The sequence below is a fragment of the Mycobacterium sp. Marseille-P9652 genome (genome assembly GCF_902652685.1).
In the GTDB taxonomy this organism is placed as follows: Bacteria; Actinomycetota; Actinomycetes; order Mycobacteriales; family Mycobacteriaceae; genus Mycobacterium.
The window spans coordinates 1-13,088 of sequence record NZ_CACRUY010000005.1 but is presented as its reverse complement, the minus strand read 5'-3'; the positions used below and the strand labels follow the sequence as shown (position 1 = coordinate 13,088).

The window sequence follows — 13,088 nt, the reverse complement described above, 5'->3', positions numbered from 1 at the left end:
CCTCGAATCATGTGATGGCGTTGATCGCCGTCGATAGCTTGCCTTTGAACGAGTCCGGAATCGGAATGTATCCGTTGTCGGCCAGGCCGTTCTGGCCCGCCCCGATGGTGCTCTGCAGGAACGCCTTCACCGCCGTGCCGACCTGGGAGTCAGGATACTTCGAGCAGACGATTTCGTATGTCGCCAGCACGATCGGATACGACCCGGCCTGCGTCGGCTTGTAGAACGAGTTGGTGTCGAGCACCAGGTCGTTGCCCTGCCCCTTGACGGTGGCGCCGGAGATCGTCTTGCCGACCGAGTCGGCGGAGATCGCGACGGCATCGGGACCCGCGGGGGTGACGATCTTGGCCATGTTCAGGTTCTGGGCCTTGGCGAACGACCACTCGTTGTAGGTGATCGATCCCTCGGTGGCCTTGATCGCCGCCGAGGTGCCGTCGTTGCCCTTGGCGCCCTCGCCGACGCCGCCGTTGAACGTCTTACCGGCGCCCTTGCCCCATGCGCCGTTGGACGCGGCGTCGAGGTACTTCTGGAAGTTGTCGGTGGTCCCCGACTGGTCGTTACGGAAGACCACGTGGATCGGCTCGGCGGGCAGGGTGACCCCCGCATTGAGGTTCTGGATCGCCGGGTCGTTCCAGGTGGTGATCGCTCCGTTGAAGATCTTGGCCGCCGTCGGGCCGTCCAGGCTCAGCGACGTCACGCCCTTGACGTTGTAGGTGATGGCGATCGGGCCGAAGACCACCGGCAGGTTCCACGCCGGCGAGCCGCAGCGCTGCTGGGCGGCGGCGTACTCATTGGGGGCCAGAGGCGAGTCCGATCCGCCGAAATCCGTTTGATTGCCGTTGAATTCGCTGATGCCGGCGCCCGAACCATTGGCGGTGTAGTTCAGGGTCTGACCGGGGCAGGCCTGCTCGAACGCGTTAACGAAGCGCGTCATCGCGTTGGCCTGGGCCGTCGACCCGCTGGCCTTGAGCGTCTTCTTCCCACCGCAGCTCACATTGCCCGACGAGCTGCCGGAGGGCGCGCCCGACGACCCACTTCCTTGGTTCGTGTTGTCACTTCCACACCCCGACAACACCAGCGCACCGGTGGCCAGGACAGTCATTGCGGCGCCAATTCGGTTGATTTTCAACTCAATTCCTCACAGTAGGGATGACCGACGCCGCCGCCTGTGGGCTGCGGCCCGCAAAACCAGCCGTACTCTCGCAGCCAAGAAGCTAACAGCAACAAGGTTAACGGTGGGCGAATAACTGTCGCCGAGATGGCACCGCCCGCGCGTGCCCCGCCTTCGAACGCGCTTTCGGATCCATACCCTCTCCCGCGGGGACTAGAACGTGTTTCAGAATGGTCGTGATGCCGGGCGTCGCGCTTGCTAACGTGGCGGCGGAGAACTCGACGAAGAGAGGCCGCAATGATCCTTGACAGGTTCCGTCTCGACGACAAAGTCGCCGTCATCACCGGTGGCGGGCGTGGCCTGGGGGCGGCCATCGCGCAGGCGTTCGCCGAGGCCGGTGCGGACGTGCTCATCGCGTCGCGCACGGAATCCCAACTAGAAGCCGTCGCCGAACAGGTTCGCGCCGCGGGGCGCCGGGCGCACGTGGTCGCGGCCGACCTGGCGCATCCCGAGTCGACCGCCGAGCTTGCCGGTCAGGCGGTCGAGGCGTTCGGACGCCTGGACATCGTGGTCAACAACGTGGGCGGCACGATGCCGAACACGCTGCTCACCACCTCGACCAAGGACCTCAAGGACGCCTTCACCTTCAACGTCGCGACAGCCCACGCGCTGACGGTCGCGGCGGTGCCGCTGATGCTCGAGCACTCCGGCGGCGGCAGCATCATCAACATCACCTCCACCATGGGGCGGTTGGCCGGGCGCGGGTTCGCCGCCTACGGCACGGCCAAGGCGGCGCTGGCCCACTACACGCGGCTGGCGGCACTCGACCTGTGCCCGCGAATCCGGGTCAACGCGATCGCGCCGGGCTCGATCCTGACCTCGGCGCTGGACGTGGTGGCCTCCAACGACGAGCTGCGCGCGCCGATGGAGAAGGCGACTCCGATGCGCCGCCTGGGTGACCCCGTCGACATCGCCGCGGCCGCAGTGTATTTGGCGTCGCCCGCGGGCAGCTTCCTGACCGGTAAGACGCTGGAGGTCGACGGCGGCCTCACCTACCCGAACCTCGACATCCCCGTCCCCGACCTTTAAGCCCCGATGACCCGCGAGCAGACACCCCCAGCTCGCGCCCTTGACCGATCCCCCTAAGGAGCCCCTCATGCCCATTCCCGTCGTCCAACTGGGCACCGGCAACGTCGGCATCCACGCGCTGCGGGCACTGATCACCAACCCGGAGTTCGAGCTCACCGGGGTTTGGGTGTCCTCGGAGGCCAAGGCCGGTAAGGACGCGGCCGAGCTCGCCGGCCTGTCGGAGTCGACCGGTGTGCTCGCCAGCACCGACCTGGACGCCGTGCTGGCCACCGGGCCGCAGTGCGCGGTCTACAACGCCATGGCCGACAACCGCCTGCCGGAAGCGCTCGAGGACTACCGCCGCGTCCTGGCCGCCGGCGTCAATATCGTCGGAAGCGGCCCCGTCTTCCTCCAATACCCGTGGCAGGTTATTCCGGACGACCTCGTCAAGCCGCTGGAAGACGCCGCCCGCGAAGGCAATTCGAGCCTCTACGTCAACGGCATCGACCCCGGCTTCGCCAACGACCTGCTGCCGCTGGCGCTGGCCGGCACCTGCCAGAGCATCCAGCAGATCCGCTGCATGGAGATCGTCGACTACGCCACCTACGACAGCGCCACCGTCATGTTCGACGTGATGGGCTTCGGCAAGCCCCTCGACGAAATCCCGATGCTGCTGCAGACGGGCGTGCTGAGCCTGGCATGGGGTTCGGTGGTGCGCCAGTTGGCCGCGGGCTTGGGCGTCGAACTCGATTCCATCGCCGAGGAATACGTGCGGGAACCCGCCCCCGAGGACTTCGACATCGCCTCGGGCCACATCGCCAAGGGCACCGCCGCCGCCCTGCGCTTCGAGGTGTTCGGCATGGTCAACGGCGACCCCGTCGTCGTGCTCGAACACGTCACCCGGCTGCGCGAAGACCTGTGCCCCGACTGGCCCCAGCCCGCCCAGCCCGGCGGGTCCTACCGCATCGAGATCACCGGCGAGCCGTCCTACGCGATGGACGTCTGCCTGAGCAGCCGCAAGGGCGACCACAACCACGCCGGGCTGGTCGCCACCGCGATGCGCGTCGTCAACGCCATCCCGGCGGTGGTGGCCGCGGCGCCCGGGATCGTGACGACCCTCGACCTGCCGCTGGTCACGGGCAAGGGGCTGTACGTTCCCGGGTGACCCACTTCGGCTACCCTCACTTTTCTATTCGGTAATAGGAATTGAGGGTCGACACGTTGGCGCAGGGCACCGGGGCCTCGCTCAAGGAAAGTTGGTACCTGCTCGGACCGGCCTTCGTCGCGGCCATCGCCTACGTCGACCCCGGCAACGTCGCGGCCAACGTCAGCTCCGGCGCGCAGTACGGCTACCTGCTGTTATGGGTCATCGTGGTGGCCAACGTGCTGGCCGGCCTCGTGCAGTACCTGTCGGCGAAGCTCGGGCTGGTGACCGGCCGGTCGTTGCCCGCGGCGATCGCCAGGCGGATGAGCCGCCCCGTCCGGCTCACCTACTGGGCCCAGGCAGAACTCGTCGCGATCGCTACCGACATGGCCGAGATCGTCGGCGGAGCCATCGCCCTGCGCATCCTGTTCGGCCTGCCGCTGCTGCTGGGCGGCGTCATCACCGGGGCCGTGTCGCTGCTGCTCCTGGCGATCCAGGACCGGCGCGGCCAGATCATCTTCGAGCGCGTCATCACCGGGCTGCTGCTCGTCATCGCCATCGGGTTCGCGGCGAGCTTCTTCGTCAAAACGCCCACGACCGGTGAGATGCTCGGCGGGCTGGTCCCCCGGTTCCGTGGGACCGAGAGCGTGCTGCTGGCCGCGGCCATCCTGGGCGCGACGGTGATGCCGCACGCGGTGTACCTGCATTCCGGCCTGGTCCTCGACCGGCACGGCCATCCCGCCGAGGGCCAGCATCGCCGCCTGCTGCTGCGGGTGACCCGCCTCGACGTCGTGCTGGCCATGGCTGTCGCCGGAACGGTCAACGCGGCGATGCTGCTCGTCGCCGCCATCAACCTGCAGCATCGCGGCGTCGCCGCCTCCATCGACGGCGCGTACTCCGCGATTCACGACACGCTCGGCCCGACTATTGCGGTGCTCTTTGCGATCGGGCTGCTCGCGTCCGGGTTGGCGTCGTCATCGGTCGGGTCCTACGCGGGCGCCATGATCATGCAGGGCCTGCTGCACCGGTCGATTCCCATGCTGCTGCGACGCCTGGTCACGCTGTGCCCCGCGTTGATCATTCTTGCCGTCGGTGTCGACCCGACGCGGACGCTGGTGCTCTCCCAGGTCGTGCTGTCGTTCGGGATACCGTTCGCGGTTCTTCCCCTGGTCAGGCTGACCAGCGACCGCGCCCTGATGGGGAGCGACACCAACCATCCCGTCACGACGGTTGTTGGCTGGGCCGTCGGAATAATGATTAGTCTGCTTAACATGGTGCTGATCTGGCTGACGGTGACCGGCTGAATGCCGGCCCGCCGGCACCTCTACTTCGCATACGGGTCGAACCTGTGCGTCCGGCAAATGGCGCTGCGTTGCCCCCACGCCGCCGACCCACGCCCGGCGGTGCTGTCGGATCACGACTGGTTGATCAACGAGCGCGGGGTGGCCACCGTCGAGCCGTTTGCCGGCAATCAGGTGCACGGGGTGCTCTGGCAGGTGTCCGACGACGACCTGGCGGCACTGGACAACGCCGAAGGCGTCCCCGTGCGCTACCGGCGCGACGAGCTCGTCGTGCACACCGACGCGGGGTCGTCACCGGCCTGGGTCTACATCGACCACCGGGTCACGCCGGGGCCGCCCCGGCCGGGCTACCTGCCCCGGATCATCGACGGCGCCCTGCACCACGGGCTGCCGCAGCGCTGGGTCGACTTCCTGCGCCGCTGGGATCCGGCGCGCTGGCCAAAGCCGGTAATGCGGTCAACGAATACGGTTGCCCCGACGTCTCTTTCGGAATTGCTGCGCGAAGCAGGGGTGGTCGAGTTCAGCCGGCTGCGTTCGCGTTTTGGCTTTCTCGCCATTCACGGCGGCGGCCTGGAACAGATGACGGACGTGATCGCCGAGCGCGCCGCCGAGTCGGTCGGCGCGTCGGTCTACGTCGTTCGCCACCCCGATGGCTATCCGCATCACCTTTCGTCGTCTTCGTTCGATCCCGCCGAATCTCTCTGCCTCGCAGAGTTTCTCGACCACGTCGACGTGGCGGTGTCGTTGCACGGCTACGGCCGAATCGGGCGCGGCACCCAACTGCTGGCCGGCGGTCGCAACCGCGCGCTGGCCGCCCATCTCGCGCGCCACGTTCGGCTGCCGGGCTATCAAGTCGTCACCGAGCTCGACCAGATCCCGCCCGAACTGCGCGGCCTGCACCCGCGCAACCCGGTCAACCGGGTGCGCGGCGGGGGCGCCCAGCTCGAACTGCCCGCGCGGGTCAGGGGGCTCAGCCCGCGCAGTCCACTCCCGGGCGCCGACGGCCTGTCGCCGGTCACCGGCACCCTGGTCCGCGGGCTGGCGGACGCGGCTCGCTGTTGGTAGCTGTTTTGAGTGAACGGAGGTTGTTGATGGCCAAGGATTTTCGCTTCGGACTGAGTATGCGGTTCATCAAGTCGCGCGCGGCGCTGGTCGACAAGGTGAAGCGAGCCGAAGACCTCGGGTACGACATCCTGTGCGTCCCAGACCATCTCGGAGCGGCGGCGCCCTTCCCGACGCTGACGGCGGTGGCAATGGTCACGACGACCATCCGCCTGAGCATGTACGTGCTCAACGCCGCCTTCTACAAGCCGGCGCTGCTGAGCCGGGACTGCCAGGCGCTCGACGTCCTCAGCGACGGCCGGCTCGAGATCGGGCTGGGCACCGGCTACGTCAAGGAAGAGTTCGAGGCCGCCGAACTGCCGTACCCCAGCGCCGGGGCGCGGGTCGACTACCTCGCGCACATGACGAGCTACCTGAAGGAACACCACCCCAAGACGCCGATCCTCATCGCCGGCAACGGCGACCGGGTGCTGCGGCTGGCCGCCCGGAACGCCGACATCATCGGCCTGACCGGCGCCCGGGTGCGCGACGTCGACGACCCGCTGGCCGAACGCATCGCCTTCGTCCGCGACGCCGCCGGCGACCGGTTCGACGCCCAGGAACTCAACATGGTGATCACCGCCATGCCGCCCGAAGGCGAGAGCGCCCCCGACCTCCGCATGACCCGCCAGTACGCGCCCGACCTTTCCGACGAGCAGTTGCTGTCGATGCCGTCTGTGCTCGCCGGGTCGCCCCGCGAGATGGCCGACACGCTGTCGGGGCTGCGCGAGAAGTACGGGCTGTCAAGCTTCACCGTGCAGGACAACCACCTGGACGCCTTCGCGAAGGTGATCGCCGAGCTGCGCTGAATAGGTCGCGCAAGCCGCCGGCCGGTAAGCTCGGCGCGTCCGCCCTCGTAGCTCAGGGGATAGAGCACGGCTCTCCTAAAGCCGGTGTCGCAGGTTCGAATCCTGCCGGGGGCACAGCACATTCGCGCAGCTCAGAGGCTATTTTCGCGGGATGGGCCGAGGGCGGTGTGTGATCTATGTGTGATCCGCCCGTGCCGCGCGGCCCGTCGTTTGATTTGCTGCGGATACGGCTCCGCTGGGTCGGGCTTTACCGAGGCCGTTCGACTGCCTGCTCCCCCGGCCGTACCACCTGAAAGCTGTACGACCAGACCATCACGGCGTCGTTGTCCGGTTCGGCAAGTGTAAAAGGCTCGGCTTTGCCCCTAATCCCTGAACCCTTCCCATACGATGTTGCCATCTAGATCGACTTTGACTGCGTCGGAATTTGTCCTGGCAATTTTCTTCGCGAGACCCTCAAACTCCTTGAAAGTGGTGCGATCCTTGGTTATCTCATCACGCAACCAATAAGCCGTGGGCTTCCACAAGCTCCATCGGTATGGGATCGAAGCACCCAGTGATTTATTCACGATGTCGAAATCAATGCCACCACGCTGAACCATGATTGCGAGGTCCTCCAGGAAGTTCGCCTCGGTCAAAAGCTCCCGGTATTCAAGGCCGTTCTCTTGCATCAACTTCTCGATGCATTCCTTGAGTCGATCCGGCCCTTCGGGCGCGTGAGCAACCCCACCGCGAACAGTCCAGCCACGAATTCCAAAAGGCGTTGGACACCGAACCAATCTGCGCGGCAAACCGTTTCGGGCGTATTCGTGAACTTTCTGACGCACTTGCAATCTCGATTCTTCGTCCCATCGCCTCGACAAATCGGTCATTTGAGTCGCGTTGCGAGCGAATCTCGCTTCACGGATCGCGCCGAGGGCGAGAATCGCCCCAATCGCCAACACGAAGGTCGAAATAGCCGTCACTATGTCGGCCCAGTTCGGGCCTACAGGATCCGTGGGTATTGATATGTAGCGGCTTTGCAGTTCAACGCACTGGACGCCTGCGATAACCCCGAAGGCGACGGCGAACAGCGCCGAGAGCGCGGCAACAGACCACCCCACCTTGGCATTCTTGATCTTTGCCCACCAACGACTCCACCGCGTCGACTTGCCCCCGTCGGCCATACCGCCGGACTCTAACTCGGTAACAGTCTGCTAGGGCGGCGATTTGACAACGCGGGTCTCCGCGCAACGACGCAAGTAAGTGAAATTGGACAATTTCGCCATCGTTCAAGCAGTACGAGGAACTCGTCACCGGGCGACGTGTGCATGATTTTAGGCCCGACCATAGAGGGCGAAAGTCCCTAGTTGGATTTGACGGCTCGCGGCCACAATCCGTCCTACGTCCTACCGATCAGTCGATGAAGAGACCGGGCAGGAGGATCAAGATGTCGGCTGTGATCGCGACGCCGGAGCTGATGGAAGCGGCGGCAGCCAACGTGGCGAGTATTGGTTCAACGGTCAACGCGGCGCATATGATGGCCGCTGCCCCGACTGTTTCCCTGCTGCCTGCGGCTGCTGATGAGGTGTCGGCGGGTATCGCGCACCTGTTCTCCGGTTACGCCCAGGACTATCAGGCGCTGGCCGGGAAGGCGGCGGCGTTTCAGGACCAGTTCGTGCAGCACCTGACTGCGGCTGCGGGCGCCTACGTCAGTGCTGAGGCCGCCAACATCGCGTCATTGGTGAAGCCTTCGACGGCGATTGCGGCACCGGTTGCCGCTGCTGCCACAGCCGCGCAGAACGTGTTGAATGATTTAATAGCGCCTGCAGTAACGAACATTCAAGGTATCATGCAAGGTATCGTGGCTACGGTGGCGATTCCAATAATTATTTCGGGTTTTATTGCTTGGTTGTTCGCAGACTTTTTCCTGATCGCTTTAGGGCAAATCCTCACTAACATGATAGCGTCGATCCCGTTCTCTGGTTTAGTAACGAGCGCTTTGATCGACGCGATGACCCCACTGTTTACGCCGTTTTTTACGACATTTCCAATTCTAGGACAACTCGTCCAGTCAACCTATAATACAATTTTCTTTCCGCTGCTTGCTCTACAAGACTTTAGCAGCCATATAAAGTGGTGAGGCCCGTCGGAAAAAGCCGCGTGAAGCCAAAACAACAACGGACCTCACCGAGTCTCTAACCTCGCGGATCTCGGTCTGATTACATATCCAGGCGCACCCCCGCTGCCACCGAGGCGGCGGCTCAGAGCGTCGCAGGGTCGCCCCCCGCCCTCTACGCTCGCCACGGCCCGAAAACGGCTCACAGGTTGTCGAGGCCCAGCCGCCTACGCTCGGCGCACGAATCGCAGATAGAACGCCCCGAAAACCAGCACGATCCCGACGTTGACCATCAGGCGCGGCCAAAAGTGGTGGCGAAACAACAGCACGTCGACACCGACGACTACCACGATCATCGTCAGGACGTACGCCACGAGTACAGCGTGTTTGGCCATGCGCTATTTCTACTCCCCCAAGCGAAATTCGCACCGTCGCGGGGCGACGACCACCTGCCCTTCAGCCGTGCATCCGGCCATCACGAACTGGTGCGACGGCCATCTATCGGTTAGAACGATGGCTGATTAAAGAGCAATGTCCGTAGAAGAAGCACCGGAAAGAAAAGTATGTTGCCGGTAGAGTGAACCAGTTGGCCTAGAACGGGGAAGGTCGTCGTGAACAGTGGGTTTATCGCGTCGATCAAAGTGTTCGCTACCAAGCTCAACAATGCGTTCGACGCTATTACATTCGTGGCGATTTCCGCTAAACTTATTGCAAAGATATCTGCTATAAGCCAGGCAATAAAACCCGAAATAACTAGTGGAAGCGCGACCGTAGCCACGATACCTTGAATGTTCATCACTAAAGGTGTTATTAAATCATTCAACACGTTCTGTGCGGTTGTGGCAGCAGCGGCAATCGGTGTCGCAATCGCTGTCAAGGGCTTCACCAATGACGCGATGTTGGCGGCCTCAGCACTGGCATACGCGCCCGCGCTGGCAGTCAAATGCTGCACGAACTGATCCTGAAACGCCGCCGCCTTCCCGGCTAGCGCCTGATAGTCCTGGGCGTAACCGGAGAACAGGTGCGCGATACCCGCCGACACCTCATCGGCGGCAGCGGGCAGCACCGCGACGGTCGGGGCAGCGGCTAACAGGTGCGCCGCGTTGACCGTTGAACCAACACTCGCCAAGTCCCTTGCCGCTTGAACCATCAGGTCCGGAGTCGCCATCACCGCAGACATCTCTATGCTCCCGCCCCGTCGTCACCGACTGATCAGGAGGAAATCATCGCGCGGACCTGTCATGCCCACTAGGGACTTTCGACCCATCGTTGCAGGTCAGGGCGCGATTGGTGCAGCCGCCACCCCAGTGGGCTTCTTCTCACCAGCTGACACCCCTTCCATCCGAGGCTCAGCCGTGCGTCCGCCGCTCACCGCGTAGAGGCGGCATCATCCCGCCCCGACGCATCCTCGCTTCTCGGCGGGCCAACACTTCATCCGGCGGGCCATCCGATTTCTCACGGTCTGCCAGTTCTTCGATTTCGGCGGCCAGCGCCTGCAACCGCCTGACGAGCGGCTCCACGTCGTGGGCGCAGCCGGCCTCGTCGCCAAGCGGCGGCGGACGTGACGGTGGTGTGCGTGAATGCCATGGAAGTTCTCGCGTTCTGCGGCCCAAAGCCGCGTGGGACCGGGTGCGTGTCCACGCCCCGCCACATAGACGGCTATCGCCGTAACCCGCCTACGGCGGGGACGCGTCGCAAGCCGGCGCACCCAGCGCCGAAAGTCCCGTAGCACGTTGCCTTTACGCCCTGAGATGGCCGCGCTCGCGCGGGTGCCTCCTTGTCAGCAGGCGCAACAAATCATCTGCCGACGGCGCCTAGCCCTGCGCGCATATCCCCTTCGACACAAGTCCGCAGGCGCGAACCGTGCTGCGCAGCCTCAGTTATCAAGTCACCCAGCTCACCGGCCCGCGACTTACGCGCCCCGTCCAAATGCGCCGCCGCGTACTCCACGCAACAGAGCGCCGCCGTCAGAAACGCGTCCGCCCGCCGCAGATTAGACAAAGCGTCCATTCATCCTCCCCGCACCGACGCAACCATCCCAACCCGTGCGACCGCAAGACAAAAAGCGAACCCGTCTTCTACGGCCCAACACCCCCGCCTGGAGTGCCCAAAAGTTAGTTGCCACGCTTCGCAGGTGCGAGTCCAGGCAGCGAGGCGGTGTGACCCTCTCGAAGCCCCCGCGCGATACCCTCTCGAGAAGCGGGGTCGTCAGGCGCTGCCGTCGTCCCGCATTTGCAGAGCAATCCGCTGTACGGGGTGGGATCCGTTTCTCCAGCGTTGGGGTTCGCATGGGCCACCGCCACGCCTGTCGTGAAGGCCACTGCGGCAAGGGCGCTCAGGGAGGCCCCCGCGACCGAACGGTGTCGCAGATTCGACATGTCATAGCCTTTCGATGATCGAAATCAGCCTCGAAGTTGAGGCCCGGCGTGGGTGTCGCCTCGATGATTTCCACGCTAAGGGGAAGGCGACCGACGGTAAAATGCCTGCGGCGGAACATCTATGCGCGCTGCGCATGGTTGACCAGGGCGACACCCGGCGTCATTGGCCGAGGATGACACATTCGGTCAGGCGGTCAGTCCATCCAGAACGGCCGGAACTGGGTGCATGGCCGAATGAATAGGAACTACTGCTGATACCGCTGTCAATCCGTATCGGCTGATGACGCGTTCAAACCATTGTGTGCGCTTTTCTTTGAGCATGCTCAGAGACGCCACAACCGGATGGAACCCGCGGACTGCCGAAAGTACGGTTGAGTTGCGCATCAATAAGAGCCACGGGTCAGCGTCTGACAGGAGGAAGCACGCGTTGCAATCGGCCTCGTCAGGCTCGTAGACACCACGGAACTGGCGGCCCGCGGCCTGCGTCCAAGCCGGTATGGAGGTAGTGGGAAGTGCCAGAGCCGCGGCGTCACTTCTCATTCCAATAATTCGAAGCCCCAGAGCAATTCATATCGTTTCCATATTTCCTACCCGCAATTTATGAAACTCAGGAGGACCAAGTGACATACCGCCGAATGGTCACCACGACGTTGTTCGCCGCCGCCATCGGTTTCGGCCTATGTCTCGGGCAGGCGGCGCCGGCCAGCGCCGACAACCCGGACCCCCTGGCCGACCAGTCGAACCCGTACCGGACCTTCACCTGTAGTTGCACCGAGACGGCCCCGGCCGGCAGTCCCGTCCTGCTCGACGAGATCCACCGCGGACTCGAGCGGGGTCACACCGCCCTGTTGCCGGGCCTCCCCGCACCTGCGAGGTAACCGGGGTCAAAAGCCGTCGCGTCCCCACGCGGCGGCCGCTAGGGCAGGACGGTGTGCATCAACATGACGTCGTACGCCGACCACAGCGACAGGTTGAAGTACAGGTCCTTGCCCGACGACCACGGGTGGATCATCGGCGCATAGATGCCACCGGGCATCGAGAACGCCGACACCAGCGGCTGTTCCGGGCTCCACGGCCCCTCCGGTGACGGCGCCGTCCTTGCGACGACGTCGTTGCTGCCGCCGTTGGTGTAGAGCACCAGGTACTGCTTGAGATAGTTGTTGTACTGGGCCGACATCTCCCCGACCGGGCCGGGCCAAAGCGGTGTCGCCGCACCGGGATTGGCCGCCACCCAGTGCCCGCCGTTGTCGCCGTTCCAGTACTGGTACTTGCTGAGATCGGGCAACTGGGCCGGTGGAACGCGCGACAGGAAAGCGGCACCGCCGCGTCCCGACGGGGTGCCGAACTGATACAGGTAACCGTCATTACCCTTCATGAACGCACCCATCTGAAAGTTCTCGTTACCCGGGGTGAAACCCGCTCCCGGGACGGCGTCGGCCGAGGCCGTGCGGATGGTGCCGGGGAACACCCCCCAGTTCTCGCCGTTGTCGAGCGACCGCGCGATCGCCGAATAGTTCGTGCTCCATTCGCCGTCGCGGCCCCATTCCCTGATCGACATGAAGCTCATGTACTGGGTCCGGCCGAGCGAAATGCCAGCCGTCGGAATGATTCCCGTTTCGTGCGCCGCCTTGTGGATGGTGTTGACGACCTGCTTGGAAAGGCCGGTGGTCCACACCGGGGAGCCGGAGTACCTGTTGTTGGGCACGCCATCGGCGATGTGAATCCCGTGCGACAGATCATGGTCAGAGCTGCGGAAGAGCGTGTTGTATCGCCACTGCTGGCCGTGCACCTTGCAGTAGCCAAAGGTGTCGCCGAACGCCATCAGCACCTGCCGGTTGGCGGAATCGCCGTTGTCCCAAGCGATCCCGAGGTCGGTGCCGGAGATGCCGAAGCGGTCCAGGGTCTTGTTGGGGCCGTTGGGCCCGGTCACCCAGTCGACCAGTGACGTCGGTGCCCCGGCGATGTTGGCCGGGGGCGGCGGCGCGGCCGCCGGCGCCGGTTGCGGGACCGGCTGCGGTTGCACCGGTGCCGCGTTCGGGTTCAGCTGCGTGGCATTAGGCGACTGCGGGATGCCGGGGGTG

The 13,088-nt window shown here is 64.5% G+C and carries 12 protein-coding genes and 1 tRNA gene; 8 read left to right on the top strand and 5 right to left on the bottom strand.

Annotation, left to right across the window (positions count from 1 at the left end):
• Positions 1-7: 7 nt before the first annotated feature.
• Positions 8-1,129, bottom strand: a complete 1,122-nt coding sequence (gene pstS / locus GPY60_RS04675; RefSeq protein ID WP_156686471.1) for a phosphate ABC transporter substrate-binding protein PstS — start codon at positions 1,127-1,129, stop codon at positions 8-10.
• A gap of 279 nt (positions 1,130-1,408) precedes the next feature.
• Between pstS and GPY60_RS04670 the strand changes: the two genes are divergently transcribed.
• From GPY60_RS04670 to GPY60_RS04645, 6 genes are all read left to right on the top strand, one after another.
• Positions 1,409-2,200, top strand: coding sequence for an SDR family oxidoreductase (locus tag GPY60_RS04670; RefSeq protein WP_156686470.1), 792 nt, complete (start codon positions 1,409-1,411; stop codon positions 2,198-2,200).
• A gap of 67 nt (positions 2,201-2,267) precedes the next feature.
• Positions 2,268-3,344, top strand: coding sequence for an NAD(P)H-dependent amine dehydrogenase family protein (locus GPY60_RS04665; RefSeq protein ID WP_156686469.1), 1,077 nt, complete (start codon positions 2,268-2,270; stop codon positions 3,342-3,344).
• Positions 3,345-3,385: 41 nt separating this feature from the next.
• Positions 3,386-4,627 (top strand): Nramp family divalent metal transporter, encoded by a 1,242-nt coding sequence (locus tag GPY60_RS04660; protein WP_370462646.1) that lies wholly within the window; start codon positions 3,386-3,388, stop codon positions 4,625-4,627.
• On the top strand, positions 4,628-5,689 hold the full coding sequence (locus tag GPY60_RS04655) for a poly-gamma-glutamate hydrolase family protein (RefSeq protein WP_156686468.1): 1,062 nt from the start codon (positions 4,628-4,630) through the stop codon (positions 5,687-5,689).
• Positions 5,690-5,709: 20 nt separating this feature from the next.
• Complete coding sequence (locus GPY60_RS04650) at positions 5,710-6,534, top strand: LLM class F420-dependent oxidoreductase (protein WP_197283539.1); 825 nt, start codon at positions 5,710-5,712, stop codon at positions 6,532-6,534.
• Between the two features lie 41 nt (positions 6,535-6,575).
• Positions 6,576-6,648, top strand: a tRNA-Arg gene (locus tag GPY60_RS04645).
• Positions 6,649-6,896: 248 nt separating this feature from the next.
• On the opposite strand, the gene GPY60_RS04640 is transcribed toward GPY60_RS04645, so the two are convergent.
• Positions 6,897-7,697, bottom strand: a complete 801-nt coding sequence (locus GPY60_RS04640; protein ID WP_156686466.1) for a DUF4760 domain-containing protein — start codon at positions 7,695-7,697, stop codon at positions 6,897-6,899.
• 263 nt (positions 7,698-7,960) lie between these two features.
• Between GPY60_RS04640 and GPY60_RS04635 the strand changes: the two genes are divergently transcribed.
• Positions 7,961-8,653: a PE family protein gene (locus GPY60_RS04635; protein WP_156686465.1), complete on the top strand. Its 693-nt coding sequence runs from the start codon at positions 7,961-7,963 to the stop codon at positions 8,651-8,653.
• Positions 8,654-8,856: 203 nt separating this feature from the next.
• Here the strand turns inward: GPY60_RS04635 and GPY60_RS26535 are convergent, their stop codons facing one another.
• Both GPY60_RS26535 and GPY60_RS04630 read right to left on the bottom strand, forming a co-directional pair.
• Positions 8,857-9,024 (bottom strand): hypothetical protein, encoded by a 168-nt coding sequence (locus GPY60_RS26535; RefSeq protein ID WP_197283531.1) that lies wholly within the window; start codon positions 9,022-9,024, stop codon positions 8,857-8,859.
• Positions 9,025-9,134: 110 nt separating this feature from the next.
• A complete protein-coding gene (locus GPY60_RS04630; RefSeq protein ID WP_156686464.1) occupies positions 9,135-9,809 on the bottom strand; it encodes a PE family protein in 675 nt (224 codons plus the stop codon).
• 1,818 nt (positions 9,810-11,627) lie between these two features.
• Here GPY60_RS04630 and GPY60_RS04625 point away from each other — a divergent pair.
• Positions 11,628-11,885, top strand: coding sequence for a hypothetical protein (locus tag GPY60_RS04625; protein WP_156686463.1), 258 nt, complete (start codon positions 11,628-11,630; stop codon positions 11,883-11,885).
• Between the two features lie 38 nt (positions 11,886-11,923).
• On the opposite strand, the gene GPY60_RS04620 is transcribed toward GPY60_RS04625, so the two are convergent.
• Positions 11,924-13,088, bottom strand: a 1,165-nt coding sequence (locus GPY60_RS04620; protein ID WP_197283530.1) for a DUF4185 domain-containing protein, incomplete at its 5' end; no start/stop codon positions are given.

What these genes read in the sequence shown, in the direction of transcription:
- GPY60_RS04670 (WP_156686470.1), top strand. Translation starts at nt 1,409, where the DNA reads ATGATCCTTGACAGGTTCCGTCTCGACGACAAAGTCGCCGTCATCACC.
- GPY60_RS04665 (WP_156686469.1), top strand. Translation starts at nt 2,268, where the DNA reads ATGCCCATTCCCGTCGTCCAACTGGGCACCGGCAACGTCGGCATCCAC.
- GPY60_RS04655 (WP_156686468.1), top strand. Translation starts at nt 4,628, where the DNA reads ATGCCGGCCCGCCGGCACCTCTACTTCGCATACGGGTCGAACCTGTGC.
- GPY60_RS04640 (WP_156686466.1), bottom strand. Translation starts at nt 7,697, where the DNA reads ATGGCCGACGGGGGCAAGTCGACGCGGTGGAGTCGTTGGTGGGCAAAG.
- GPY60_RS04635 (WP_156686465.1), top strand. Translation starts at nt 7,961, where the DNA reads ATGTCGGCTGTGATCGCGACGCCGGAGCTGATGGAAGCGGCGGCAGCC.
- GPY60_RS26535 (WP_197283531.1), bottom strand. Translation starts at nt 9,024, where the DNA reads ATGGCCAAACACGCTGTACTCGTGGCGTACGTCCTGACGATGATCGTG.
- GPY60_RS04630 (WP_156686464.1), bottom strand. Translation starts at nt 9,809, where the DNA reads ATGTCTGCGGTGATGGCGACTCCGGACCTGATGGTTCAAGCGGCAAGG.